Raw genomic sequence first — 25,717 nt, 5'->3', positions numbered from 1 at the left:
CACCTTCATTGTATAAGATGTTTCCGCCTATGTAAGCACTTACAAGATAGAGCGTCAAAAACATGGAATCAGTTACAGAAAACGAAGGACGAAATACAAAAAACTACTGATTAAATACATAAGTAGCTTTTATAATGTTTAGCTTCAATACAACTTACAACTGTTTTATCATCTTCTTTTATAAAAATTATGTCTCATGTTATACAATTGCTAAATTAAAATTTCCCTTTACAAGTAGAAAAAATTTTTATACTTCGATGTACCTTATTTTTTATAAAATCACAAATTTTTTTCCAATAAATAAAACTAAATATTCACTAATATATCTATCCGTGGTTTAATATATATAATAAAAAATATTTCTGTCTTTAAGGAGGTACTATGAAAGCAAACGTAGGGGATACTATACTTTTTCAACGAAACAATTTAAAGATTACAGGATCTGTACTAAAACTTTATACTGAATCGGTCTTAGTTGAAATTACAAATGTAAGCGGTGGTACTTTTGAATTTGATCGAACAATTGTAAATCATAAAAACTATAAAGTTTTAAATACAAATACATAAAACAACACAAAATAGCCCCTGCTCAACAGCAGGGGCCATTTTATATAAAAATATTTCACTAGTTTATATACCCTAAAACATTAACAATCTTACTCGCTTTTAAATTGTTAATATGATAATAAATTTCTAAACCTCTTCTCTCTGCTCGTAACACTTTACCCTTCATTTTTGATAAATGTTGTGAAACAGTAGATTGCGGAATATTCAGTAACTCTGTTAATTGTGTTACATTACAAGTTTTTCTCGTACTTAATTCATTTACAATTTGCAGGCGGATTGGATGCGCCATAATTTTTAAAATATCTACATCTTCTTCTGAAACTAAAGTTTTTCTCATTTCACTCGTATATGTTGTCATAAGACATTCCCCTTTTATATGAATTCCATATTCATAAGATCTATTTCCAAATTTTTTAAAACCCTTAATTAAAACTTTCATATAGAAATAAAAGGATTTTAAATTTTTGAAAACAGAACTTACATTCACTTTATTTATTTATTTATTTGGTACATATACATAATACAATGTTAATATGTGCTCTATGTGAAGTTCGCATAAATTTGTGATGAAGATTTATTTAGCCACTCGCATCCTACTCATCTAATTACCCACTGCATAAAATCATCAGTTATTTTAACACATTTTAGGCGTTTGTATATACTATTTATAAAACAACTTTTATAAAGGGGAATTCATATGCCTACAGCGTTACAAGAAGAAGTCGAAGAAGCACGGGAAACATATGTCAGTCGTATCATCTTAGTTGGAGGATCCGCTTTATTTTTAGTAGGCGGAGTTATCTCGGCAATTTCAGCCTTTAAAACTTATAATCGTTTAGAGAATACGCCGCCTTCTACAGATAATTCATAGATATTTTATAAAATAAAACGTCGTCTCCAATGAAGAGACGACGTTTTATTATTCATACATATGACACTAAAAGTATCGGTAGGTTCCCTACTCCATTTTCTAGGCTTACTTCACCACAAACCTAGTCTGACTACACCCATCCTTCTGCTTCGTTACTTCTAATACAGCCGGCATTGCGTTTTTCAGCTCTTGTACGTGTGAAATGACACCGATAAATCGGCCTGATTTTTGTAAGTCAATTAAGGCATCTACTGCTTTCGTTAATGATTCTTCATCTAATGAACCGAACCCTTCATCGATGAACATCGTTTCGATGGAAATACCACCTTCATATGCTTGAATTACATCTGCCATTCCTAGCGCTAAGCAAAGTGATGCGTTAAATTTCTCTCCGCCAGATAATGTTTTTACATCACGTGTTTGACCAGTGTATGCATCGTACACATCTAATCCTAATCCACTTTGACGGTTTCTTTTTTCAACTCGCTCACTTCGTTTTAAATAAAATTGTCCATTTGATAATTTACGTAGTCGTTCGTTTGCGATTTGAACAATTTGTTCTAAATACTCAATTAGGATGTAACGTTCAAATGATATACGACTTTCGTTATCACCTTTCATTACTTCATATAGATCAACAAGTTCTTGGAAAGCTTTCTCTTCATCGTGAATTTGTTCGTCAATACGTCTAATGTTTTCATGTAAATCAGAAATATATGTTACCGCATTTTGCGCACGTTGACGTTTTTCTTTAATTATATCGAGATTAATTTCTAGTTCTTTTATGTGTTCACCTAAAGATGTAATATCCATATACTCTTTATCTTTTAATTCTGATTTTAACTCTTCAATTTGTTTTGCAAGCACTTCGAGAGATGAATAATAACCTTGAATTTCTTTTTGTAACATCTCCATCTGGGCATCGCTTAATTTGGCTTCTTTATACGTGAATTGATCTGTAAACCCGCTTTGTTCTAGCTCTTTCATAAAGCGTGCGAAAGTTTCTTCTTTCTTCAATTTTGCACTTTCAAATTGATTAGAAGCACCTTTCTGTTCAGCTTGAATACGTATATTTTCATTTTGCCAATGCTGATACGCTTCCTGCACTTTCTTCCATTCGTCCTCCATTAACCTAAGTTCCTGCATAGCTTGGTCCAACTGTGCTTTCCAAGCTTGTACTGTTTGTAAGTTTTCTGGAATATTTCGTTTATCATGTTCATATGACGTACGAAGTTGCATGCACTCCATTTCTGTACGGTGCTGCATTGTTTCTACTTCCCGTTTTTGTTTCTGAAGTTCTTCTATTTTTTCTTCTACGCTTTTCATGTTCACAGCAATCTGCTTACGTGTTTCTTCACTTGCTTTTAACGTATTCACGTCTGCTGCTAATTGTTTTCCTTTTTGAACAAGTGCACTATATGTTTCAGCTAATTTTTCCGAGTTGTAGCCGCGCTTCACAACTTCTTCTATCACTTGTTCATATTGTAGTCGATAAAAATTCCATTTCTCCTCTACTTGCACATTTAATTTTTCAGCAATGTTCTTCTTATCTCTTAAATCGTTTAACTCTTTTTCATCGATCGCATTACTTTGCTCTGTAGCTTTTTGCGGGTGATTCGTACTACCACATACCGGACAAGATTCACCATCATGTAAATGAAGAGCTAGTATACCAGCTTGTTCACTTAACCAGCGGCGCTCCATGTTTTCATACGCACGAACTGCCACTTGCATTTTATTATTTGCCGCTTCTTTTTCTTGCTCAAATTTTTGTTTTTCTTGCCAAACATCATATGCTTGCTTTAAAACTTTTGCATCTTCTCGCATATTGGTTAGTTCTTCTACTTTAGCTACATATTGCTCAAGTGCTTGTTCTAATTGCTGCAATTCATCAGACATTCCCTGTTTTTGACTTGTATGCTCTTCTAGTTGTTGATCCAACTTTTGCATACTTTCTTTTAATTTCCCTATTTGAATTTCGGCATTTTGTAAATTCAGCTTTCTCTCAGCTAATGATTCAATGATCGCTTGTAACTCTTCTAATCTTTGAACAAGTTTTTTAGCCTCTTCTCGTTCAAGTTCTTTATTCTTTACTACTTCATACTTCTCCTGAGCAAGCTCAAAACTATTCATTATCTGTTCTTGTTTGACGATTATCTGTTTTAACAAACTTTCAGCTTTCTGCTCATTTTGCATCGCTTCTTCATACCATTGTTCAAATGGTAATAAGCGTTTTGCTTGTTCCGCACGTTTAAAGGATTTTTCTTTCTCTTCAATTGCTGCACGGTTCTCTTGTAAAGTGTTATATTTCTCATTCTTTTGTTGTAAATCTATAAATTTCTCATTTACAGATTTTGCTGCATGAAAACGTGTTTCTGCATCCTTTAATTGCTTCGTTTGAACATCTTGTTCTACTTGTAATTGCTCAACCTCTGCCTTATACACGGTTGTTTCTTGTTCTAACGCTTCTACTACTTGATGCGTATTTACATGTTCTTGTGCCACTAATGTCTCTAATAATGCTCCATCACGGATTGGTAATTTAAAAACATTACGGAAATAGAGCTCTCTCTCTTTTTGTTTTTCTTGCAAGACGTCTTTCCATTGTTTTCTCTTTTGATCAAGTAACTCACGCATTAATTTATAACGATCCGTTTTAAAAATACGACGTAAAATCTCTTCTTTGTTTTCCGTCTCAGATGTTAATAGTTTTCGGAATTCCCCTTGGGGTAACATAACAATTTGGCTAAATTGATGTTTACTTAACCCAATTAAATCTTCCATTTTTTTGTTTACGTCTGTTACATGAAAACGATCGACGGCTGGAACGTTTTCTCCATCAATAACTTCATATAATTCTACTGCATGTCCTGTAATAGTCTTATTCCCTTGTTTTTTATGTCCAAGTTGTCGTTTTATTTCATAGCGTTTCCCTTTTAACTGAAAGGTTAGTTCAACACTTGTATAAACATTATCATCAGCAAATTGACTTCGAAGCATGCTCGTATCACTACGTTCTTCTCCGCTAGCCTCACCATATAATACATAACAAATCGCATCAAAAATCGTTGTTTTTCCAGCTCCCGTATTCCCAGAAATAGCGAAAATACGATGTTCTCCAAGATCTTCAAAATCGATTACTTCTTTCTGTTTATATGGCCCGAATGCTGTCATAATAAGCTGAATCGGTCTCATCCTCGTTCACCTTCCCGTTCTTGCACTGTTTGTAATACATCTATAAATAGGCGTTCTTTCTCTTCTGATAAATCTAACCCTTTCATTTCTTTATAGAAAGCCTTTAAAAGAGATAAATCATCCGTTTTATGTCTTGAAACAGTTACTTCATTTGTATCTGTGAGTTCTCGCCGTTGCATCGCTCTTTCAACGTGCATTGCATTTGGATATACAGATCGTATTTTCTCCATTGGCTGTAAGACAGGATTTTCGTCTAATAATTTTACAAATACGTAATCTTCACTTACTGGGTGCTGTAATAATTCATCTATTTTCGCTTCTACTGTTCGCATTTTACGACGTGGTAAAAGTAACCTTTTTTCAATTGCTACTTCACCGGTTTCATTCATTTCTACAATGTAATAACCTTTTTTATGTTTCTCTTCAGAAATAGAATAGGCAAGTGGTGAACCAGAATATCGAATCGTCTCATTACGTACAAAATGCGCTTGATGTAAATGTCCAAGCGCTGTGTAATGAAACTTATCAAAATAATGACTATTTACATATTCAGCACCACCAATTGAAAGTGGTCGTTCTGCATCACTTGTATTCTCCTCCGCTTCTCCTGAAGAAGTTATAAATGCATGTCCAACAAATACATGTCTAGCTTCTTTATCCATCGTTTCAGAGAGCTCATTCATAAAAATGCGCATCGCATCATCATGAGAACGTACGTCTTCATTTTTCAACACATGTCTAACTATGCTTGGGTCTGCATACGGTATTAGATGGAAGTGAACCTCTCCATATTCATCATTTAGTACGACAGGTTCATACGGGAATTGAAATTGACCTACAATATGTAATCCCTGTTTTTTCATTAAACCACTTCCAAAATGGATACGATCCGGACTATCATGATTACCAGCTACTGCAATAACTGGTGTTTGTAATTCAATAACTATTTTTTGCAGCACATCATTTAATAAGTCTACTGCTTCTGTAGGTGGAATTGCTCGGTCATATAAATCCCCTGCAATAATTACGGCATCTGGTTTTTCTTCTTCAACCGCCTGTACAAACTGATCTAATACAATCTTTTGGTCTTCAGTCATATACACGCCATGAACAAGCTTACCTAAATGCCAATCCGCTGTATGAAATAACTTCATATTTTTCTACTCCTTTTAATTTACTGATTTTAGTGAAACGAGTTGATAGTTTATTGTAGTTTTTCCGTTCTCCCACTCTAGCTTCAATATCGTTGCACTTCCAATTCTTTCTTCATTTGATTTATATAAAGGCAATATTTCTTGAATTGTAAATAAGTGATAACCATCCAATATTAATTGAAATATATTTTCTTCAATATGTAATCTTACTTCTTTTTCATTTGAAATAATTTTTGTGTGCATCTCAAATTTCATGATAGATACAACCCCTTTTTATAATCTCTACATTTTAATAGTATAGTGGCTATGCAAGATTGACAAGTACATACACAGCAAAGTACACACTTTTCTATTGTTATATGTTTTATGTATTTTATATAAAATACGGTATGTGAAATTTTATATTTTCCCCAAAATAAAAATGTCTATTGTGACATCTTTATTTTTGTATAAAGTCTTTCATTACATAATATAGAACGGTAATTAAAACGATTGCGACGAAAAATGAGAACACTGCGACAATGTACCCATCTTTATTTAATAAAATACAGAATGAAATAGATATTATAAAAATCGGAAATACGAGACGTACTTTATCCTTCACTTCTTCTGTCGTATCTGTATGATGAAAATACTGCGTTATTCCTATCATTAAAAAAGACAAAATAATAACCGACAATAGTAAAGGTCCTGGCATTCCGATTTCTCCTTTCTCTATTTCTAATTCAGTGTAAAGTTTTTTATTACAATTGTACGATTCATTTTTTCTTCAAACACTCTTTTTAGAATTGATAATGAACAATTCACACCTATATAATAGCGCTTTTATTATTATAACTTCAAATAATTACACTTACAGTAATGTTGTAATATTCCCCCTTAGTCTCTGAAATCCTGCAAAGATAACTCGTCAAAATATGCGGTGAACAAATTAATATTTACCGTCAACTTTTGACAAAATTTATAAAGGACATTTCAGTACATATCAAGAATTAAGAATAAGAAGATATGTAAGGGAGGATGCATTATGACTGAACACGTTTTATTTTCTATTAGTGAAAACGGCGTTGCAACAATTACTTTAAACCGTCCAAAAGCACTTAATTCTTTATCTTATGACATGTTACAACCTATCGGACAAAAACTTAAAGAGTGGGAACACGATGAGCGTATTGCACTTATCGTGTTAAAAGGTGCTGGCACAAAAGGTTTTTGTGCAGGCGGCGACATTAAAACTCTTTATGAAGCGCGTTCCAATGAAGTGGCATTGCAACATGCAGAACGTTTTTTTGAAGAAGAGTATGAAATTGATACATATATTTATCAATATACAAAACCGATTATTGCTTGTTTAGATGGAATTGTAATGGGCGGTGGTGTCGGTCTTACAAATGGTGCGAAGTATCGCATTGTAACTGAGCGTACGAAATGGGCAATGCCAGAGATGAATATCGGCTTCTTCCCAGACGTCGGAGCTGCATATTTCTTAAATAAAGCACCTGGATATACAGGACGCTTCGTTGCTTTAACAGCATCTATTTTAAAAGCTTCTGACGTATTATTTATTAATGCTGCTGATTACTTTATGACATCTGATTCATTACCAGAGTTTCTTACTGAACTTGAAAGTGTAAATTGGCATAAAGAAGATGATGTACATACTAATTTAAAAGAAGTTATTCGTACATTTGCAACTGCTCCAAACTTAGAAAGCGAGCTGACTCCTTCATTAGAAGCAATCAATTCACATTTTGCTTTCGATACAATTGAAGAAATCATCCATTCATTGGAGAAAGATGAAAGTTCCTTTGCTCTAAAAACAAAAGAAACACTGTTATCAAAATCCCCTATTTCACTAAAAGTAACCTTAAAACAGTTTATTGATGGACAAGATAAATCCGTTGAAGAATGCTTCGCTACGGACCTTATACTTGCTAAAAATTTCATGAGACATGAAGATTTCTTCGAAGGAGTACGCTCCGTTGTCGTTGATAAAGATCAAAATCCGAATTATAAATATAAACAGTTAAGTGACGTTTCAGAAGAAGATGTGAATCGTTTCTTTAACTTACTTAATGCATAAAATGAAACTGTAATGCGTGGGTGTTTTGTTCATCCCCCACCTAACTTCTTTGCTTCAGCTAAATCTTGTGCGGTGGAAATCTTACTACCCGCAAATAGCGGGATAAAATCGAGGCTATATAGTAGTGTAATTACAGCTACTATATAGCCTTTTTATTTAATGATTTTTAATAAGATTTAATTTTATTAAATCCACTTTTGTGCTACACTAATTTTAATCAAATATTCTAAAAATAAAAAGGAGGGACGGCTATGATAGAAAATTATCTTCTTTTCATCATTATGTCTATTTGTCTTATCATTTTACCTGGTCCAGATACAGCAATGGCTACGAAAAATACATTGATTGCCGGTAAAGTCGGTGGAGTAAAAACAGTGTTCGGTACATGTATCGCGCTATTAATTCATACTTTAGCTGCTGTAATTGGTCTTTCTGCACTTATTGTAAAGTCAGCTCTTTTATTTTCTATTTTCAAGTACGTTGGGGCTCTCTATTTAATATATATCGGTATTAAAGCCCTTTTAGCAGTAAGAAATAAAGAAGGCGTAGATACAAATGATATATCTTTAAATAATGAAAACAAACATACTTCTTGCTTTCGCCAAGGATTTCTAACGAATTTATTAAATCCTAAGATAGCAGTCTTCTTTTTAACTTTTTTACCGCAATTTTTAAATCCAAATCATAATACATTTATTCAACTTCTTGTAATGGGCCTTACTTACCTCGTTTTAACCGCCTTTTGGTTTGCGTTTTATATATTTTTAATTGATAAAATTAGTGCTTTTATGAAAAAACCGAAAACGCAACGTTATATTCAAGGGCTAACAGGAATCGTCCTAATTGGATTTGGTGTTAAACTAGCTTTTGAAAAAAGTAATTGATAAAAACGAAAAACACCACTATTAATAGTGGTGTTTTTCATTTCACAACTAATTTGACAGTCTACTCTTTATTAAAACCAGCGCTCAGTTACAACTTTTTTACGTGTATAGAATTGAACGCCATCTGTACCATTTGTACCTAAATCACCAAAGAATGAAGCTTTATTTCCTGCAAATGCGAAGAATGCCATTGGTGCTGGAACATTTACATTTACACCAATCATACCAGCATCGATGTTATCACGGAATGTTTGTGCATGTTTACCATTTGACGTATAAATAACCGCACCATTTGCAAATTTAGATTGATTTGTTAGTTTAATACCTTCTTCTAAATCTTTAACACGTACAATGCTTAATACTGGAGCAAAAATTTCATCTTGCCAAATTTTCATTTCTTGATTCACGCCATCAAAGATTGTCGCACCTACAAAATAACCTTCTCCAACTTCTTCATTAATTTTACGGCCATCTACTAATAAAGTTGCCCCATCTGCTACACCACTATTAATATAGCCTAAAACACGCTCTTTATGAGATTCACGAATTAATGGTCCAACATAGTTATCTTCGTTAAAGCCATCGCCTACTTTTAATTTTTTCGTTTCTGCTACTAATACATCAATGAATTCATCAGCAATTTCATCCACTACTGCTACTACTGAGCATGCCATGCAGCGCTCTCCACTACTTGCAAATGCAGATCCAATTACACCTTGTACTGTTTTCTCAAGATTGCAATCTGGCATTACAATCGCATGGTTTTTTGCACCCGCTAACGCTTGTACACGTTTTCCGTGTTTCGTACCTGTTTCATATACGTAACGAGCTACTGGCTCAGAACCGACGAACGAAACAGCTTGAATATCTTTATTTTCTAAAATGCTATTTACAACATCTTTTCCGCCTTGTACTAAATTTAATACGCCTTTTGGGAAACCTGCTTCATAGAATAATTCTACAAGTCGCTCCGCTAAAAGTGGCGTTCTTTCCGATGTTTTTAATACGAATGTATTACCGCAAGCAATTGCAAGTGGGAACATCCATAACGGAATCATCATTGGGAAGTTAAACGGCGTAATACCAGCAACAACTCCGATTGGGTAGCGCCAAATTGATCCATCAATTCCACTAGCAATATTCGGCAGCGCTTGACCCATCATTAAATTAGGTGCCGATGTTGCAAGTTCCACTGCTTCAATACCACGCTGTACTTCACCTGTTGCATCCGTTAGCGTCTTACCATTCTCTAGCGTAATGATTTTCGCAAGCTCATCTTTGTTTTCTTGTAATAGCTGTAAATATTTATATAAATTTCTTGAACGATTCGGAACTGGTACTTTAGACCACGTTTCGAATGCTGCTTTTGCCGCTTCAACAGCTTTTTCAACATCTTCTTTTGGAGATAGTGGAACGTAAGCGATAATTTTTCCAGTCGCTGGATTTGGAACTGCTTCTACTTCCGTACCTGTCGATTCAACCCACTCACCGTTAATGTGATTTTTTACTCGTTTAATTTCAGTTGTAATCATTGTATTCTCTCCTTTGTATAATTTATTTTTGATTAGAAATTAATTGCTCGCTAACTTTCTTATATAAAGCAGCCATATCGTTTTCACCATATCCAGCTTGACTAGCTTCGTCATATACGTTTAATAACATTTCGCTTACCGGTAAATGGAGTTCGCTTTCCTTAGCCAAGTCAACTGCAAATCCTAAATCTTTCTTCAATAAGTTCACAGTAAATCCTGGCTCGTAGTTTTCAGGTGCTATAAAACTTTTAAAATTACGTTCATAAATTCTACTTTGACCGTAACTTACATTTAAAATATCAAACATTTTATCTAAATCCATATTGTTCTTTTTCGCTAATGTTAAAGCTTCACTCACTCCAGCTGTATAAAAACCAATTAATAAGTTATTAATTAACTTAACAGTTGTACCACTATCAATCTGCTCACTAACGTGGAAAATGTTCGCGCCTAGTACGCCCATGATAGATTCCGTTTTCTCATATACCTCTTTTGATCCACCAACCATAAACGTTAATGTACGGTTTTCGGCTCCGATTACTCCACCACTCACAGGTGCTGCTAAAAAGTCTACTTTCTTTTCCTTTGCAGCTTCCTCTAATTGTTTGTTTAACTGCGGCGATACCGTACTTGTATCAATGAAAACTACATTCGAGTGACCATTTTCAAATAATCCTTCTGCTCCAAAATATACCGCTTCAACAGCACGAGGTGAAGGTAAACTTGTAAAAACTACATCACATGTTTCTGCTAGTTTTAAGATTGATAGACCGATAATTCCGCCTTCTTTTTCAAAGGACGCTTCTGCCTCTTTATTTAAGTCCACGCCATATACTGTGTAACCTGATTTAACTAGATTTTTTGACATCGGAAGACCCATGTTACCTAAACCGATAAAACCAATCTTTTTCATATCGCTTTCCTCCTATTTACACAATATATTTCCCACGATTTATAATAGCTTTCGCAATTTCTCTCTTCTTCATAAATACGTTCGTGTATAAAGGTACTAATAATTGACGGATTTCAGCTAAAATCACATGTCTATCTTTTTCTTCTGTGACAGCCGCTGAAAGTACAGAAATCGCCGCTTCTTCTACTTTACGATATCCTTCTTCACAAATAACATCCGTTATTTGTTGCTTCGTACGTTCTTTTTCCTCACCATTTTTACTTACTGCTTTTCTCGTACGTAAAAACGCTGATTCCATGACGTACACGTCCGTCAACATATTTGATATTACACGTGAATATTCTTGTTCTTGGTCGATTTTTAGACTTGGAGTTTTAGAGAGCGTTTTCAAAGATTGTTTCAACAATTTTTTCGCTAATAAAATGTAACGATGGTTTCTTTCGACATTTGCTACATCACTTTCTACTTCAGTATCTTCTAATTGTTCGATTTGCTTCATTAACATTTTGGCAACTGTTAATCTATTAATTTCGTTCGTTCCTTCAAAAATACGACTAATTCTAGCATCACGATACAATCGTTCTACCTCGTACTCTTGCATATAACCGTAACCACCATGAATTTGTACAGCTTCATCTACAATATAAGCAAGTGTTTCAGAAGCATTTACTTTATTTAGTGCACATTCAATTGCAAATTGAGACATTTTTTTCATAAGATCTTCATCGCTCTCATGAATTGCTTCATCAATTACACCTGCTGTACGGTAAGCTGCACTTTCGGCTCCATATGTAGCAATAATCATATTTGCAATTTTCTCTTGAATCATCGTAAAGTCTACTAATTCCGTTTGGAACTGTTTTCGCTCTTTTCCATATTGAACCGACAAACCAATTGCTTGTTTTGCTGTTCCAATATTTCCAAAAGCAAGTTTAAGTCTAGCAAAGTTAAGAATATTAAGAGCTACGTGATGCCCTTTCCCAACTTCCCCTAAAACATTTTCAACAGGGATGACAACATCTTCTAAAATAAGAGTCGCCGTTGAAGAACCTTTAATACCCATTTTCTTTTCTTCTAACCCAATGGATACACCTTCACATGTTCTTTCGACAATAAATGCTGTCATTCCTTTATTTGTCTTTGCAAAAACAACGTATACATCTGCCATATGAGCATTTGTAATCCATTGCTTCTCACCATTTAACTTCCAAGCTGTTCCCTCTTCATTCAATACTGCGCTCGTTTTTGCACTTAATGCATCCGAACCAGCATTTGGCTCAGTTAAAGCATAAGCCCCAATCCATTCTCCCGATGCGATTTTTGGTAAATATTTTTCTTTCTGTTCTTTCGTTCCGTAATATATGTAAGGCAATGTACCGACACCAGCGTGTATATTAAATGAAACGCTAAATGCACCAGCGTAACCCATTTTCTCTGCTACAAGACCTGAGACAGCCTTTCCTAACTCGAACCCGCCATAATCTTCTGGTACCTCAATGCCTAATAATCCAAGTTCCCCAGCTTTCTCAAATAATTGACGAGAAACTTTATAGTTATGTTGTTCAATATTCTCCATTTGTGGAACAATTTCTTGTTTAACGAATTGTTCTGTCGTTTTTGCGATTAAATCTTCATCACCTGAAAAATCTTCTGGTGTAAAGTAAGTATGATTTATATCTTTATTGAGTGAAAAAAATTCATCCCATGGTAACTTCGTTTTCTCCATATGTATCCCCCTATCATTCGGCTTTCATAGCTTTTTGCTTATGCTCGTCTACGATGAGTGGAATATCTTTTTTTGAAAATAGAAGGCGATGATTTTTCACATCAAGCATTTTATTTTGCCAAAGATGTATTTTCATCGCCTTCACTGCTTTATCTATTGATCTTCTGATAATACTGTTTTTGCAATACCAGTATCTAACTCTTCAAAGTCATGATATGAAATTGTTTCGTATAATTCACTTCTCGTTTGCATATTAGAAAGTGCATCTTTTTGAGAACCTGTTTCTTTAATCAAAGTAAACACATTTTCATACGCTTTCGCTGCAACGCGAAGTGAAGTTACAGGATAAATAACCATTTGAAAGCCCATATTCGCAAATTCCTCTGCACTATAATATGGAGTTTTTCCGAATTCAGTCATATTCGCAAGTAAAGGTGCATTTACCTTACTATTAAATAGACGGAATTCTTCCTCTGATTGAAGCGCTTCAGGGAAAATTGCATCTGCACCGGCTTTTACATATGCATTTGCTCTTTCAATTGCTTCATCTAATCCTTCAACGCCGCGAGCATCAGTACGTGCTACAATGTATAAGCTCGGTGCAACTTCTTTAATTGCTTTAATTTTTTGAACCAATTCTTCTGTAGTAACAAGTTTCTTACCATTTAAATGTCCACATTTTTTTGGTAATTGCTGATCTTCAATTTGGACAGCTGCTACTTTCGCTTCCATCATTTCTACAGCTGTTCTCGCTACATTTAGTACACCACCAAATCCTGTATCAATGTCAACAAGAACAGGTAAGTCTGTAGCTCTTGCTAAATCTCTTGCTCTCTCAGCCACTTCAGTAGACGTCACGATACCTAAATCTGGTAACCCTTTACTTGCAGTATAAGCAGCTCCGGATAAATAAAGAGCTGAAAAACCTGTATTTTTTGCAACTAAAGCCGCCATTGCATCATGAGCACCTGGAATTTGCAAAATTTCATTTGCTTCTACTAAAGCTCGGAATCGATTCGCAAGCTCCTCTTGTGTTGACTGCTTTTTCACAACCCAAGCCATTCTAAATTCCCCCTATTATTAAATTAAGAATAGATCTACAAATTCGTTTACATTCATATTTTCTAGTTTTTCTTCATTTAAACAAACTTCATGAATTTGTTCTTGTTGCTTACTAGAATAATGACCTGCCATATTTGCAGTGAACTTTTGAACAACTTTTGGGATTGCTTCGTCTCTACGGAAACGGTGACCAAGTGGATATTCACATTCCACATTTTCTGTTACTGTGCCATCTTTAAAGTGAACTTGAACAGCGTTGGCGATTGAGCGCTTGTTCGGGTCAAGGTAATCTAAACTGTACTGTTTGTTTTCAACAACAACCATCTTATTACGTAATTCATCTACACGTGGATCGTTTGCTACTGCATCTTCATAATCGTCTGCAACGATATCTCCTTTTAATAAACCAATTGCCGTAATGTATTGTAAGCAATGATCACGATCAGCTGGGTTATTTAATGGACCTTCTTTATCAATAATACGAATTGCTGATTCATGAGTTGTAATTGTAATACGGTCAATTTCATCTAATCTCTCTTTAATTTCCGGATGCAACTTCACTGCACATTCTGCAGCCGTTTGTGCATGGAATTCTGCTGGATATGACACTTTAAATAATACATTTTCCATTACATATGACTCTAGTGGTCTTGCTAATTTTAATTCCTGTTTATTGAATAATACATCTTGGAATCCCCATCCTGGTGCAGATAGGGCCGTTGGATAACCCATTTCACCTTTTAGAGCAGTCATTGCAAGATGAACACCGCGGCTCGTTGCGTCACCTGCAGCCCATGATTTACGTGAGCCCGTATTTGGAGCATGACGATATGTACGAAGACTAGAATTATCAATCCACGCATGTGATAATGCATTAAAGATTTCTTCACGTGTTCCGCCAAGCATTTTCGCAACTACTGCAGTTGTTGCTACTTTTACATATAATACATGGTCAAGACCAACTCTGTTTAAGCTGTTTTCTAAAGCGAGCACGCCTTGAATCTCATGTGCTTTAATCATCATTTCTAATACTTCACGTACTTTTAAAGCTTCTTTTCCTTCTGAAATACGAACACGGCTAATATAATCTGCAACCGCTAAAATTCCGCCTAGGTTATCAGATGGATGTCCCCACTCTGCTGCAAGCCAAGTATCGTTATAGTCTAACCAACGGATCATACATCCGATATTAAATGCACCTTTTACTGGATCTAGTACATAAGACGTACCTGGTACACGTGTACCATTTGGCACGATTGTTCCTGGCACAACTGGTCCTAGTAATTTCGTACATTCTGGATATTGCAGTGCTAAAATTCCACATCCAAGTGTATCAAGTAATACGTAACGAGCTGTACTGAATGCTTCTGCACTAGTAACCTCTTTATTTAATACATAATCGGTAATCTCTTCTAATAATGCATCTTTTTGCTTAATTTCATTTGTTTTAATCATGCTATCCTTCCCTTTCTGTCGAAAATTCGTTATTATTAATGATGGGTGTCGGTCAAACACCCATCTGGCGGGCGGCGCTAACAACTCCCCAGTTGTTCTTATTTACTAAGTACATGTCGCTCGCCAATATAATTTACACGTGGACGGAACAAACGATTATTTGCATGTTGCTCAATAACGTGCGCACATAACCCCACTGTTCTAGAGCTAAAGAAGATTGGTGTATAAAGTTGAATTGGAATACCTAGCATCCAATATACTGGAGCTGCATAATAATCAAGATTTGGATAAATTCCTTTTTCTTTTTCCATAATCTTTTCTCCAGCTTCACACATTTCATATAGTGTATAATCACCTTTTACATCACATAACTGTTTTAAAGCTTCCTTCATCATAAGTGCTCTTGGATCCATCTTCTTCATATAAACACGGTGTCCAAAGCCCATAATTTTTTCTTTGTTATATAGTTTCTTCTGTAATAACTCTTCAAATTTCTCAACATTACCAGCTTCTAAAAGCATGTACATAACCGCTTCATTTGCACCGCCATGTAAACTTCCTTTTAAAGATGCAACTGCACCTGTTAAAGCACCGTATAAATCTGATTGTGTTGATGCAATAACGCGAGCTGTAAATGTAGAGTTTGGCATTTCATGCTCACTATATAAAACAAGGGAACGATCAAAGATCTTTTCCTCAAGTTCAGTTGGTTTTTTACCAGTTAACATATAGAAGAAATTCGCACTATAAGATAATTCTTTAAGAGGTTCAATTGGCTCCTCATTATTTAAAATATGATAGCTATTCGCTACAATGTTTGGCACTTTACTTAACAGCTTGTACCCTCGGCTTTTATTCACTTCTAACGAGCGGTTTTCGATATCATTATCGTAACCAGCTAACGCTGACACACCTGTACGTAATCCATCCATGGGATGCGTCTCTTTAGGCAATGCCTTTAGTACGTTGAATACACCTTCTGGTACTGCATATTCTTCTTTTAGTTTCTTTTCAAGTGTTGCTTTTTCATCTTCATTCGGTAGGTGTTCCTCCAATAAAAGGTGCACAATGTCTAAATACTCTTTTGTTTTTGAGAGTTCGATTAAGTCATACCCTTGAATTACAATTTCACCTTTTACTGTGTCAAGAAACGAAATTTTCGTCTCCGCTGCCACTATACCATCTAATCCCGGGGAAAATTTTTCTTCAGCTTTCATCATTATTTCCTCCAATCCTAATAGATCTTCGTGCACATAACTGTAAGCCTTTACAATATTGTGAAACTACATTTCTACTTCAATGTATCAGAGTTTTTAGAAGATTTCAATTTATTTTATAATGATAAGTTTCCTACACTTTTCTTACTGTAACAATACAATTTTTTGAAAATAATTCTTATGTTTTATAAAGAAAGAATAGACTTCTTTGCGTATTTTAAAAAACAAGATATAAAGATTTTTCATATAACACCGCCAAATATACAATTATTCTAATTTTATTTGAGAAATAAAAAAAACGAGCTATACATAAATACAGCTCGTTACTATATGATATTTATTTCACTATCTCTTAAATATAATTTTTATATAAAACTTATTCATTTTTAATAAAGTTATTATTTTACATAATTAAATTGAATTTCTTCCATTTCCTCATGATAACTTACAAATAAATCATAGTTTTGAAAATACCAAAGATCATCACAATCTACAAAAAATATAATACCTTCCTTCTCAACTGACACTATTTCTCCATCTGGTTTCTCAGCAACAACCCCTAAAGAATATCCGGGCTGAATTGAACTATCCCCTCCGTACCTTACAGTAACACGTACAGATTCACCGTGCTTTATACGTAATTCTTCCTGGAACCATTGCAGAGCTTTACGATCAATTGAAATTTCCAGCTTTATTCCTCCAGTTTACACAAACTCTTTTTTTCCTAATCGTTGTTTTACAAAGAAGACGAAAATAATTAAGGCTATCAATGCTGAAATTGCACTCCCTGAAAATAAAATACGATAACCAAACATTTGTGAAACAACTCCAAGTACAATAGCACCTAACCCGATTCCTAAATCAAACGCTGTAAAAAATGAAGCATTTGCAACTCCTCTTTTACTCGGATCGACAATTGTAAGCATTGCCGCTTGCAAAGCTGGCTGCGCTGAACCAAATCCAATACCGTATAATGTTGCTGCGATAATTACACCTATCAAACCATTTGAAATAGTTAAAACAACTATAGCTAAAATAGTAATACATAATGCTGGGAGTATGATGAATACTTCTCCACACTTATCTAATAGTTTCCCTGAAATTGGTCTTACAATTGTTAATGCAATTGCATATACAAGAAAGAAAGTTCCCGGATTTACATGAATTGATGATGCAAATAACGGTAAAAAGGTTGTTATTCCTCCATATGCAAACGATAAAAAGAATACTACAATCGTGATTGTTAATACGGATTTCTCAAATAGCTGAATTTTTCCTTTTTCTTTTTGTAGCGTAAATGGCATCTTCGTTATTAGTGATAATACGACTGCCATAAAAGATAACAACGTCGCTAATAAAAATAGACCATTAAATGAATAATTTTGCACAACCCATAATCCAATCATAGGTCCGATGGCCATTGCAATTGTCATCGCCATCCCGTACCAGCCCATTCCTTCTCCACGGCGTGAATCTGGAATAATATCAGTTATTGCTGTTCCAACAGCTGTTGTAGAAACAGCCCATGTTACTCCGTGAATAACACGTAAAACAGCTAAAAGGACAATAGTCGATGCTATATTATAGGAATACATCGTTAATCCAAAAAAGATAAGTCCGAAAATAATAAAGGATCTTCTACCATATTGATCTAGCATTCCTCCAATAATCGGTCGTATTACTACAGCAGCTATCGTAAACATCCCCATCATGAGTCCAACTTGCGATTCATTGCCACCTATCTCTTTAATAAAGAGCGGTAGCGTTGGAACAAGTAAATAAAATCCTGTAAATAAAAATAACATTGCGAAAGTCATTTTAATAAATGATTTCGTCCATAATCGTTCCATAAAAATACCTCCATACACTCGTAAAATATTACGATTAACAACCTCATTGTACATTTTATTGATCTCTTTTCCCTCCGCAAATAGACGTATCTTTTCATATTAAATAGTCCACCATCAGCTTACATTAGTCTTAAGACTTTGTACGCATGTTTTAAACGAAAGTCCTATATATGTACCTTTATACGTGTGAAAAGAATATACTAATTTATTAACACAACTTAGGAGTGAATATTTTATGTGGGTATCATTAAGAGTAACTGCCGTAGTTCCTTCGACTCCTGGGATACATGTTCCTGCAGTTCATACAGCTAGCTCCGATGTAGGAATTGAACTTCCCGCAACTTGGCAACAATATCAAATTCCCGGTCAAGTTACCCCCTCATTTTGGCATCATGGTGCACACCCAAGTAGTACTACCATTTATAGCCATAGTTATCCTCCACTACCTCCGACTCAAGTCTTTTATCATTTCCCTTCAATTTATTTCCAAAATTTTTATGGTACGTTTAACATTTAATAGCTATCACTGTATTACCCTACATCTTAATAAAGCGAACCTTTAATCCAGTTTCAACATAAAAAGTCGAATTTCTTAAATAAGAAATTCGACTTTTTTATTGTTTTCCAAACGAAAGTAACCGTTAAAGAAAGACATTTATTAAAGACTTGAATATAATTCCCACTTATTTAATGCTTTATGTAATCCATTACAGTTAGTCCCTTTCCGGAATAACCCATACATACAATCATTTCTCTCTTTACGTTACATTTCACATAAACTACATTCACTCTTTTTCTTCTATCCGGCCCTTAACATAAAATTTTCTATAGCAAAATGAAAAAAGCACTTAAGATTGTAAATTCCCACAAATCTTAAGTGCTTTTTTGAAAACTTTTCTATAAATTTTTCTTATTGTCCATTATTGGCAGGAACCTCTCCTGCATTTCCACCATTATTTGGTTGTACTGTTGCAGGTGGGGTTGGAGTTCCTTGACCTCCATCATTATTCGCTGGAGGTGTCGTTCCTTGACCTCCTCCGCTATTTGCTGGAGGTGTCGTTCCTTGGTTTCCTCCGTTATTCGCTGGAGGTGTCGTTCCTTGACCTCCTCCGTTATTCGCTGGAGGTGTCGTTCCTTGGCCTCCTCCGTTATTTGCTGGAGGTGTCGTTCCTTGGCCTCCTCCGTTATTTTGTTCATTTTGTTTCTTTTCTTCTTCTTGTTTCTTTTGCTCTTCTAGTTTCTTTTGTTCTTCTTGCTTCTTAAGTTCCTCTTGTTTCTTTTGTTCTTCTTGTTTTTTCAGTTCTTCTTGTTTCTTTAATTCTTCTTGCTTTTTCTCTTCTTCAGTTTTTTGCTGTTGATCTTGTTTTGGTTGCTCCGTTGTATCCGGTACGCTAGTATTTGGCGATGAATCACGTTTTTCACCTTTTATACGTAGCTCACTACCTTCTTGAATGACGCTACTTGGCATTTTAAAGCGTGATTTATCTGTAGCCATTTCGCTCATCATTTCTTTAAAGATCAACTGTGCAATTTTCGTATTTTTACTACTAATATACTCGTCTTTGCCATCTTTCATATACCCAGTCCATACTGCCATCGTATATTGCGGTGTATATCCAGCAAACCAACTATCACGAGTTGCACTTTCTGGAATTTTATATTGAGCTAATTGTTTTGATGAGTAGTTTGTCGTACCCGTTTTTCCAGCTACATCTAAAGATGCTACATTTGCAGATGTACCAGTACCTGATCTAACTACAGAACGAAGCATATCTGTAATCATATATGCTGTAGAATCTGTCATAACTTGTTTTGGTTTTTGTCCAAAACTTTGTGACTTACCATCTGGATAAACGACTTTCTTAACAAAATGCGGTTTCGTATATTTACCATCATTACCAAATGCCGCATAAGCGCCCGCTATTTCAGTTGGTGATACTTCATTTGTACCAATCGCTGTTGATTCAGTCGGTGCTGCATTAAATGTAATGCCTAATTTCTCAGAGAAGTCTTTTGATTTATTAATTCCGACTTCTTTCGCAGTCTTAATTGCTGGGATATTTCGTGACTTTTCTAATGCTACACGCATTGTAATTGGACCCATGTGACTTCTATCTGAATTTCGTACTTCTTGTCCCGTTGAATACTTAAATGGAGAGTCATCAATTTGATGGTACGTAGCCCATTTTAAATATTCAATTGCAGGAGCGTAGTCGAAAATCGGCTTCATCGTTGAACCAGCTGCACGATCTAATTCAATTGCCATATTGTGTCCTTTAAATACAGCTTTATTTTCTCCACGGCCACTACCTATAGCACGAACTTCTCCTGTTTTCGTATCCATAAATGTAAATGCACCTTGGAATTTATCGTTCGGATAATCAATGATATTATTATTTAAAATATTATCAGCAAGTTTCTGTGCTTTCGGATCTAACGTTGTATAAATTTCTAAACCGTCAGAACCTATATTAGCATCTGGCAATTCTTTTTCTACTTCTTTCACAACTGCATCCATAAATGCAGGATATGGCATTGTTTGTAGTTGAGTTGCAGGCTTGAGTCCCTTTTCTACGTCAACTTTTGATGCTTCTTCCATTTCCTGTTTTGTTATATATCCATGTCGATTCATTAAGTTTAGAACAACATTTCTTCTTTCTGTTGCTTTTTGAACATTTTCTTTTTTCGTTGGATCATAGTTATTCGGTGCTTTCGGTAAACCTGCAAGCATGGCAACTTCTGGTAATGTTAAGTCCTTCAATTCTTTACCATAGTAGTTTTGTGCTGCTGTTGCGATCCCATATGAACGGTTTCCTAAGTTAATTTTATTTAAGTACATCTCTAATATCTCATGTTTTGAATACTGTTGTTCTAGCTTATAAGCTAAATATATTTCTTGTGCCTTACGCTTTGGTGTTTTGTCCATTGATAAGAAGTAGTTTTTAATAACTTGCTGTGTTATCGTACTTCCACCTTGAGAACCATAATCTCCTTTAAGACTTACTAGAACAGCACGGGCAGTACCTTTAAAATCTACTCCGCTATGCTCATAAAAACGTGAATCTTCTGTCGCTAAAAATGCATTTTCTACTAATTTAGGTATTTGCTCATACGTAACATTCGTCCTTTTTTCTTTTCCATATTCATATACCAAATCCCCGTTTTTATCATAAATTTTTGAGGATAACGGATTAACAAGTTTTGCTTTCTCAAGTTTTGGTGCATCCTTAATCATTACAAAAAAGGTAGCAACCCCCGCCACTAAACCTACAATACCAAGTAATAAACAAGTAATTAAAAACTTGCGAAAGAATGATGTTTTACCTTTTGGTTTTTGTGTTTTAGACGCTGGCTGTTTTTTCTTTTTAACTTGTCGTCGTTCCTCTCGAGAACGATAATTTTCTGACATGTTACTTTCTCCTGCCTTTCAATTCTCCCGTTGATTTACTTAAAAATATTGAGGTCACTTTCTAAAATGAATTTGATTAAGAAAGTATATTGACCTGGAGCATTCAATATTTTCCCAATTCACAGATTATAATTTTTAGAATACTTCTTATACAAACTATTTTCACTTCTATTTTTCCTAATAACGCTGCCCCTTTAAGCATAGAATGTAAAAAGTGAATTTTTAATACCTCGTATAAATAATATACCTTTTTTTCAAATGGTCAATATTTTCTTATTTATAAATCAAAGGTGAAATAAAAATAGCACAACGATATGTACTTCGTGTGAACTTCCTTATAATTACGTATAACAAACATTTAATATATTGCATATAAGTATAATACCTCTTAAATTATAAGGATTTCAACTTCATAACCTCAACATCTACAAGAAATTATTAAAAATGAAAAGTGAGGAGTTGCGTAATGATGAAGCTATCTCCCGTGATTTCAAAAAATATAGTTGCTGTTGGCTACAATCCTTTTTCTATGATTTTGCGAATCCAATTAAAGAATGGTATGTACGATTTCTTTAATGTACCAGAAAGTATCTATACTGGCCTATTACATGCACAATCTAAAAGTTATTATCATAAAACTTACATTAAAAATTCTTTCCGCCACACAAAAATTTAAACTTAACACCCACTAAAAAAAGGAGGTTAATCCTCCTTTTTTTAAAAAATATTTTACAGATAAATTACCTTCGATTCCTCTTATTAATTTCATCATATGCTTGAATTTGTTTTTTCAAACGCCGATCAGCTTTTTTATCATGCACTACAAGAATTGCATGTATAACTCCTGGAACCCAAAATATTAGTGTTAATATGAAATTTATTATTGCCTGAATTGGTTTTCCACAAAATAATACAGCAACAGGCGGAAGAAAAATTGCTAATAAATACATCATCCCTTGAAAACTCCTTATTTTGTATTTTATATATCACTTTTCAAAATATACGCAAAGAAACCTACTACTATTTTAATCTTAACTTGCCTCTAAAATCAATGTCTCTCCTTCTACTTATATAAGTATTTCAGACTTTTCATTGTTTGCTAGCCTATTTTCTTCCTCTATTGCAGTTACTCCAATTGCAGAAATTAACGTTCCAAGCGCTTGTATCCAAATACCAATGAGTGCAATTATTCTCTCATCCTTCTTATCAAAAATACTATCTTCATTTTCTCTCTCATCTTTCAATAAATTTGAAACGCCTTGATACGCTTGTAATCCAGCTCCTAAACTTTGCATGGAGTTACCTAGTATAATAATTTTCTGTAGTACATTTATATCCATCAAAGCTGCTTCTACTCCTAAAAAAGCACCGATTGATTGTAAACTGTTCCCTATAATAATAAGAAAATCATTTTCTTTCAATTGTTCATTTATATTAAAATATGTTCCTATTACATTTGATATATTCCCTAATGCTAATAACTCAATTCCTATTTTATCAAGTAATTTACTTTGATTCTCTAAGCCTATATTTTGATTTTCTCTTTTTTCTTCCCCGTCATCATACTTGCTCGCAATGATTTGTAATATATACCCGAGGGCTTGTAATGAGCTCCCTACAATAACAAGGTCCGATTCAACTTTCTCTTCTCCAATAAATCCTCTTGTCGTCCCAATAGCAGCTGTAAGGTTCCCTCCCACTTGAAACCATGCCCCTGTCACTTTTAAACCGCGTGGATTCATTTTTATCACCTATTTAAATATTTTCTAAAGCTTTCAAAACAAACAAATCTCACCCTTAATCGTTTATTTTATTTTTCATATGTGATTTTGTGAATGATATAATGTACTACCAATATAAAAAAGCACCTTAAAGGTGCTTTTTTATATGCATGCTGGACATGTCAACGAATCTCCATTTTTATCTATTGTTATATTCAATATATATTGAATTGCTTTATGTGACCAAGTTTCAGGTGTAGGTGATTCATTTATATATTGTGGAGCACATGACTTCAGCATTGGAGTACTAATACTCCCTCCAGGATCTAAAGCAACTACAGCCATGCCATAGGGTAATTCCAGGGCCATAGATTTAGTGATACCTTCAATAGCAAATTTCGAGGCACAATATGGCGCAAGCTCAGCCTCACCTTCTCTTCCCCAACTAGAACTCATATTAATGATAATCCCTTCTTTCCTAACTACCATTGCTGGAACAAACGCTCTTATTACATTTACTACACCATTCACGTTTACATTCATTACATTTTCAAATTCTTGAGCCGTAATTTTCCAAAGTTGTGCATTTTGATTTACAATCGATGCATTATTTATTATCAGATTGGGAGCCTTATGTCTATTAAGTATATAATTTGCCCAATTGGTAACTTGCTGAGAATCTGAAATATCAATTACTTGGAAATCATGTATTTTACTGTACTGTTTTTTTAGTTCTTCAATTTTATCTTTTGAGCGTCCACAACCATATATGTTCCACCCTAATTCATGAAATCGATCAACCATCGCACGTCCTAACCCTTGTGTCACACCTGTAATAATTACAGACTTACCAATTTCTTTTCTCTTCATTTCGCTCATCCTCCTTCCCTATATATTACTCTCTTCATTTTTATTCAGCCATTTACTATAGTATCAACTCAACTCATACTTTAGTAATAGTTTTGATATTGCATACATAAACAAAAAAAGTAACCATCATGGTTACTTTTTGCTACCTATCTAAAAATTCATTGTTTATTTCATTATTGTTTTTACATTTCAACTTCTCTTTTCCACATTTCTCACACTAGTAAATATAAACTACACCTAATGTACCTTTTTTTAAAATCCTCATTATCCTGCATCTTAATAAAAATATATTTATGTTTACAATGCGATTCACCCAAATAATTTTTAAACCACTTTTTCAACACAACACATTCCACCTTTATGATAGAACCTTTATTTAGCTGCCTTATGACATACTTTTATTTAAATGTTCAATCTCATATTGCAATTTTTTAAATTGCTCAAAATGCATGGTAATAGATTGACTACTACCATAATCAACATTTTGTTTCACTAATATAACACCCGTATCATGAAAAAGCGCTTCAAGTTCTTTCCTAATAGAAACTTTCGCAATATGAGCTGTTTTAATTGCAGATAAAATTGCAATTTCATTAAACTTTAATTTTATTTCATTTGGACAAAATGCGTCTTCAACTAATATAACTTCATTACTATAAATTAGTGCAACAAGATTACTTGATTTGGCATCTGTTAAATCAACTTTTTTCATAATATCTTTCATTACATTTTGCCTCCTTTATTTTCATATATATTAATTATACAAATTTTTCAAAAAAATACTCAACTTTATTATATTAATTTTAACACACTTTTATTGAAATCCATGCTCCAAACGTTTTACTATCCCACAATTTTTATTGTATGAACCATCTGGACTATAACTCCATATAGTAATGTTAACAACTTATTATAAAGCAGGTGAAAATTATGCCATCAGTTGTAGGAAATTTAGTTGTACAAAATAGTAATGGTTCATTTAACTTAGGTGATTTCTACAACGTTTCTCCGAAAGAAAATACGAAAGCTTATAATGGCTCCGGCGCATCAAACGTTGGTTTTGTTGTTAATACTTTTAGCGGTGTTAGCGCGACCAATACATTTGATTCTGACCTTGCAGATCAAAACCAAGTGGGTACAGCCTAATCTTATGTTTAACTTTCTGTATAGAAAATTTTAATTTGTCTATACTATAATCAGGCTGTTTG

General features: G+C 34.2%; 26 protein-coding genes and 1 pseudogene. 7 read left to right on the top strand and 20 right to left on the bottom strand.

Going from position 1 to position 25,717, the window contains the following annotated elements; all coding sequences use genetic code 11:
* Window positions 1-381: 381 nt before the first annotated feature.
* On the top strand, window positions 382-567 hold the full coding sequence (locus tag DOS87_RS11405) for a YkvS family protein (RefSeq protein ID WP_000646793.1): 186 nt from the start codon (window positions 382-384) through the stop codon (window positions 565-567).
* Between the two features lie 58 nt (window positions 568-625).
* Here DOS87_RS11405 and DOS87_RS11400 read toward each other — a convergent pair whose 3' ends face one another.
* On the bottom strand, window positions 626-925 hold the full coding sequence (locus DOS87_RS11400; RefSeq protein WP_000214801.1) for an ArsR/SmtB family transcription factor: 300 nt from the start codon (window positions 923-925) through the stop codon (window positions 626-628).
* A gap of 339 nt (window positions 926-1,264) precedes the next feature.
* Between DOS87_RS11400 and DOS87_RS11395 the strand changes: the two genes are divergently transcribed.
* Window positions 1,265-1,438: a hypothetical protein gene (locus tag DOS87_RS11395; protein ID WP_001141667.1), complete on the top strand. Its 174-nt coding sequence runs from the start codon at window positions 1,265-1,267 to the stop codon at window positions 1,436-1,438.
* Window positions 1,439-1,543: 105 nt separating this feature from the next.
* Here DOS87_RS11395 and DOS87_RS11390 read toward each other — a convergent pair whose 3' ends face one another.
* From DOS87_RS11390 to DOS87_RS11375, 4 genes are all read right to left on the bottom strand, one after another.
* Window positions 1,544-4,633 carry an AAA family ATPase gene (locus tag DOS87_RS11390; RefSeq protein ID WP_208730261.1) on the bottom strand — a complete coding sequence of 1,030 codons (3,090 nt, stop codon included), beginning with the start codon at window positions 4,631-4,633 and terminating at the stop codon, window positions 1,544-1,546.
* Window positions 4,630-5,787, bottom strand: a complete 1,158-nt coding sequence (locus DOS87_RS11385; RefSeq protein ID WP_017763122.1) for an exonuclease SbcCD subunit D — start codon at window positions 5,785-5,787, stop codon at window positions 4,630-4,632. Before DOS87_RS11385 ends, DOS87_RS11390 begins: the two co-directional genes overlap by 4 nt.
* A 15-nt stretch (window positions 5,788-5,802) precedes the next feature.
* Window positions 5,803-6,042, bottom strand: coding sequence for a DUF2584 family protein (locus DOS87_RS11380; protein WP_000667344.1), 240 nt, complete (start codon window positions 6,040-6,042; stop codon window positions 5,803-5,805).
* A gap of 184 nt (window positions 6,043-6,226) precedes the next feature.
* Window positions 6,227-6,484 carry a hypothetical protein gene (locus DOS87_RS11375; RefSeq protein ID WP_001119404.1) on the bottom strand — a complete coding sequence of 86 codons (258 nt, stop codon included), beginning with the start codon at window positions 6,482-6,484 and terminating at the stop codon, window positions 6,227-6,229.
* 330 nt (window positions 6,485-6,814) lie between these two features.
* Here DOS87_RS11375 and DOS87_RS11370 point away from each other — a divergent pair, with 330 nt between their 5' ends.
* Together DOS87_RS11370 and DOS87_RS11365 are read left to right on the top strand one after the other, a co-directional pair.
* Complete coding sequence (locus DOS87_RS11370; protein ID WP_000134894.1) at window positions 6,815-7,870, top strand: enoyl-CoA hydratase/isomerase family protein; 1,056 nt, start codon at window positions 6,815-6,817, stop codon at window positions 7,868-7,870.
* A 251-nt stretch (window positions 7,871-8,121) separates the two neighbouring features.
* Window positions 8,122-8,754, top strand: coding sequence for a LysE family translocator (locus tag DOS87_RS11365; RefSeq protein WP_000572346.1), 633 nt, complete (start codon window positions 8,122-8,124; stop codon window positions 8,752-8,754).
* 71 nt (window positions 8,755-8,825) lie between these two features.
* On the opposite strand, the gene DOS87_RS11360 is transcribed toward DOS87_RS11365, so the two are convergent.
* The 9 genes from DOS87_RS11360 to DOS87_RS11325 form a co-directional block, all read right to left on the bottom strand.
* A complete protein-coding gene (locus tag DOS87_RS11360; RefSeq protein ID WP_000633339.1) occupies window positions 8,826-10,286 on the bottom strand; it encodes a CoA-acylating methylmalonate-semialdehyde dehydrogenase in 1,461 nt (486 codons plus the stop codon).
* A gap of 22 nt (window positions 10,287-10,308) precedes the next feature.
* Window positions 10,309-11,199: an NAD(P)-dependent oxidoreductase gene (locus DOS87_RS11355; protein ID WP_000719402.1), complete on the bottom strand. Its 891-nt coding sequence runs from the start codon at window positions 11,197-11,199 to the stop codon at window positions 10,309-10,311.
* 16 nt (window positions 11,200-11,215) lie between these two features.
* Complete coding sequence (locus DOS87_RS11350) at window positions 11,216-12,925, bottom strand: acyl-CoA dehydrogenase family protein (protein WP_000416004.1); 1,710 nt, start codon at window positions 12,923-12,925, stop codon at window positions 11,216-11,218.
* Between the two features lie 13 nt (window positions 12,926-12,938).
* Window positions 12,939-13,061, bottom strand: a complete 123-nt coding sequence (locus DOS87_RS30095; RefSeq protein WP_000690878.1) for a hypothetical protein — start codon at window positions 13,059-13,061, stop codon at window positions 12,939-12,941.
* A gap of 17 nt (window positions 13,062-13,078) precedes the next feature.
* The gene (gene prpB, locus DOS87_RS11345; protein WP_000312637.1) at window positions 13,079-13,987 is read right to left on the bottom strand and encodes a methylisocitrate lyase; all 909 of its coding nucleotides are present in this window, start codon (window positions 13,985-13,987) and stop codon (window positions 13,079-13,081) included.
* An 18-nt stretch (window positions 13,988-14,005) separates the two neighbouring features.
* Window positions 14,006-15,442, bottom strand: coding sequence for a 2-methylcitrate dehydratase (gene prpD / locus DOS87_RS11340; RefSeq protein WP_000598123.1), 1,437 nt, complete (start codon window positions 15,440-15,442; stop codon window positions 14,006-14,008).
* A gap of 98 nt (window positions 15,443-15,540) precedes the next feature.
* Complete coding sequence (gene mmgD / locus DOS87_RS11335; protein ID WP_001987369.1) at window positions 15,541-16,662, bottom strand: citrate synthase; 1,122 nt, start codon at window positions 16,660-16,662, stop codon at window positions 15,541-15,543.
* Between the two features lie 395 nt (window positions 16,663-17,057).
* Window positions 17,058-17,348, bottom strand: a complete 291-nt coding sequence (locus tag DOS87_RS11330) for a HesB/YadR/YfhF family protein (RefSeq protein ID WP_025989028.1) — start codon at window positions 17,346-17,348, stop codon at window positions 17,058-17,060.
* Between the two features lie 15 nt (window positions 17,349-17,363).
* Entirely contained in the window at window positions 17,364-18,509 is a 1,146-nt protein-coding gene (locus DOS87_RS11325; protein WP_000440639.1) for an MFS transporter, read from the bottom strand.
* A 235-nt stretch (window positions 18,510-18,744) separates the two neighbouring features.
* On the opposite strand from DOS87_RS11325, the gene DOS87_RS11320 reads away from it, so the two are divergent.
* Entirely contained in the window at window positions 18,745-19,026 is a 282-nt protein-coding gene (locus tag DOS87_RS11320; RefSeq protein ID WP_000270162.1) for a hypothetical protein, read from the top strand.
* A gap of 393 nt (window positions 19,027-19,419) precedes the next feature.
* Here DOS87_RS11320 and DOS87_RS11315 read toward each other — a convergent pair whose 3' ends face one another.
* Entirely contained in the window at window positions 19,420-21,918 is a 2,499-nt protein-coding gene (locus DOS87_RS11315; protein WP_001293953.1) for a transglycosylase domain-containing protein, read from the bottom strand.
* 466 nt (window positions 21,919-22,384) lie between these two features.
* Between DOS87_RS11315 and DOS87_RS11310 the strand changes: the two genes are divergently transcribed.
* Entirely contained in the window at window positions 22,385-22,594 is a 210-nt protein-coding gene (locus DOS87_RS11310) for a KTSC domain-containing protein (protein ID WP_000977080.1), read from the top strand.
* 64 nt (window positions 22,595-22,658) lie between these two features.
* Here DOS87_RS11310 and DOS87_RS11305 read toward each other — a convergent pair whose 3' ends face one another.
* The 5 genes and pseudogenes from DOS87_RS11305 to DOS87_RS11285 form a co-directional block, all read right to left on the bottom strand.
* Entirely contained in the window at window positions 22,659-22,871 is a 213-nt protein-coding gene (locus tag DOS87_RS11305; protein ID WP_000990219.1) for a YqaE/Pmp3 family membrane protein, read from the bottom strand.
* A gap of 114 nt (window positions 22,872-22,985) precedes the next feature.
* Window positions 22,986-23,660 (bottom strand): DUF6944 family repetitive protein, encoded by a 675-nt coding sequence (locus DOS87_RS11300; RefSeq protein ID WP_001069566.1) that lies wholly within the window; start codon window positions 23,658-23,660, stop codon window positions 22,986-22,988.
* Window positions 23,661-23,801: 141 nt separating this feature from the next.
* The gene (locus DOS87_RS11295) at window positions 23,802-24,509 is read right to left on the bottom strand and encodes an SDR family oxidoreductase (RefSeq protein ID WP_000823054.1); all 708 of its coding nucleotides are present in this window, start codon (window positions 24,507-24,509) and stop codon (window positions 23,802-23,804) included.
* Between the two features lie 142 nt (window positions 24,510-24,651).
* Window positions 24,652-24,853 (bottom strand): annotated as a pseudogene (locus DOS87_RS11290) (hypothetical protein).
* A 41-nt stretch (window positions 24,854-24,894) separates the two neighbouring features.
* Window positions 24,895-25,233, bottom strand: coding sequence for a hypothetical protein (locus DOS87_RS11285; RefSeq protein WP_000651908.1), 339 nt, complete (start codon window positions 25,231-25,233; stop codon window positions 24,895-24,897).
* 206 nt (window positions 25,234-25,439) lie between these two features.
* Here DOS87_RS11285 and gerPF point away from each other — a divergent pair, with 206 nt between their 5' ends.
* Window positions 25,440-25,655 (top strand): spore germination protein GerPF, encoded by a 216-nt coding sequence (gene gerPF / locus DOS87_RS11280; protein WP_001141569.1) that lies wholly within the window; start codon window positions 25,440-25,442, stop codon window positions 25,653-25,655.
* Window positions 25,656-25,717: the final 62 nt, after the last annotated feature.

This window comes from Bacillus sp. CR71 (genome assembly GCF_003429245.1).
In the GTDB taxonomy this organism is placed as follows: Bacteria; Bacillota; Bacilli; order Bacillales; family Bacillaceae_G; genus Bacillus_A; species Bacillus_A thuringiensis_S.
This window is presented reverse-complemented; position numbering and strand designations above follow the sequence as displayed.

What these genes read in the sequence shown, in the direction of transcription:
- DOS87_RS11405 (WP_000646793.1), top strand. Translation starts at nt 382, where the DNA reads ATGAAAGCAAACGTAGGGGATACTATACTTTTTCAACGAAACAATTTA.
- DOS87_RS11400 (WP_000214801.1), bottom strand. Translation starts at nt 925, where the DNA reads ATGACAACATATACGAGTGAAATGAGAAAAACTTTAGTTTCAGAAGAA.
- DOS87_RS11395 (WP_001141667.1), top strand. Translation starts at nt 1,265, where the DNA reads ATGCCTACAGCGTTACAAGAAGAAGTCGAAGAAGCACGGGAAACATAT.
- DOS87_RS11390 (WP_208730261.1), bottom strand. Translation starts at nt 4,633, where the DNA reads ATGAGACCGATTCAGCTTATTATGACAGCATTCGGGCCATATAAACAG.
- DOS87_RS11385 (WP_017763122.1), bottom strand. Translation starts at nt 5,787, where the DNA reads ATGAAGTTATTTCATACAGCGGATTGGCATTTAGGTAAGCTTGTTCAT.
- DOS87_RS11380 (WP_000667344.1), bottom strand. Translation starts at nt 6,042, where the DNA reads ATGAAATTTGAGATGCACACAAAAATTATTTCAAATGAAAAAGAAGTA.
- DOS87_RS11375 (WP_001119404.1), bottom strand. Translation starts at nt 6,484, where the DNA reads ATGCCAGGACCTTTACTATTGTCGGTTATTATTTTGTCTTTTTTAATG.
- DOS87_RS11370 (WP_000134894.1), top strand. Translation starts at nt 6,815, where the DNA reads ATGACTGAACACGTTTTATTTTCTATTAGTGAAAACGGCGTTGCAACA.
- DOS87_RS11365 (WP_000572346.1), top strand. Translation starts at nt 8,122, where the DNA reads ATGATAGAAAATTATCTTCTTTTCATCATTATGTCTATTTGTCTTATC.
- DOS87_RS11360 (WP_000633339.1), bottom strand. Translation starts at nt 10,286, where the DNA reads ATGATTACAACTGAAATTAAACGAGTAAAAAATCACATTAACGGTGAG.
- DOS87_RS11355 (WP_000719402.1), bottom strand. Translation starts at nt 11,199, where the DNA reads ATGAAAAAGATTGGTTTTATCGGTTTAGGTAACATGGGTCTTCCGATG.
- DOS87_RS11350 (WP_000416004.1), bottom strand. Translation starts at nt 12,925, where the DNA reads ATGGAGAAAACGAAGTTACCATGGGATGAATTTTTTTCACTCAATAAA.
- DOS87_RS30095 (WP_000690878.1), bottom strand. Translation starts at nt 13,061, where the DNA reads ATGAAAATACATCTTTGGCAAAATAAAATGCTTGATGTGAAAAATCAT.
- prpB (WP_000312637.1), bottom strand. Translation starts at nt 13,987, where the DNA reads ATGGCTTGGGTTGTGAAAAAGCAGTCAACACAAGAGGAGCTTGCGAAT.
- prpD (WP_000598123.1), bottom strand. Translation starts at nt 15,442, where the DNA reads ATGATTAAAACAAATGAAATTAAGCAAAAAGATGCATTATTAGAAGAG.
- mmgD (WP_001987369.1), bottom strand. Translation starts at nt 16,662, where the DNA reads ATGATGAAAGCTGAAGAAAAATTTTCCCCGGGATTAGATGGTATAGTG.
- DOS87_RS11325 (WP_000440639.1), bottom strand. Translation starts at nt 18,509, where the DNA reads ATGGAACGATTATGGACGAAATCATTTATTAAAATGACTTTCGCAATG.
- DOS87_RS11320 (WP_000270162.1), top strand. Translation starts at nt 18,745, where the DNA reads ATGTGGGTATCATTAAGAGTAACTGCCGTAGTTCCTTCGACTCCTGGG.
- DOS87_RS11315 (WP_001293953.1), bottom strand. Translation starts at nt 21,918, where the DNA reads ATGTCAGAAAATTATCGTTCTCGAGAGGAACGACGACAAGTTAAAAAG.
- DOS87_RS11310 (WP_000977080.1), top strand. Translation starts at nt 22,385, where the DNA reads ATGATGAAGCTATCTCCCGTGATTTCAAAAAATATAGTTGCTGTTGGC.
- DOS87_RS11305 (WP_000990219.1), bottom strand. Translation starts at nt 22,871, where the DNA reads ATGATGTATTTATTAGCAATTTTTCTTCCGCCTGTTGCTGTATTATTT.
- DOS87_RS11300 (WP_001069566.1), bottom strand. Translation starts at nt 23,660, where the DNA reads ATGAATCCACGCGGTTTAAAAGTGACAGGGGCATGGTTTCAAGTGGGA.
- DOS87_RS11295 (WP_000823054.1), bottom strand. Translation starts at nt 24,509, where the DNA reads ATGAAGAGAAAAGAAATTGGTAAGTCTGTAATTATTACAGGTGTGACA.
- DOS87_RS11285 (WP_000651908.1), bottom strand. Translation starts at nt 25,233, where the DNA reads ATGAAAGATATTATGAAAAAAGTTGATTTAACAGATGCCAAATCAAGT.
- gerPF (WP_001141569.1), top strand. Translation starts at nt 25,440, where the DNA reads ATGCCATCAGTTGTAGGAAATTTAGTTGTACAAAATAGTAATGGTTCA.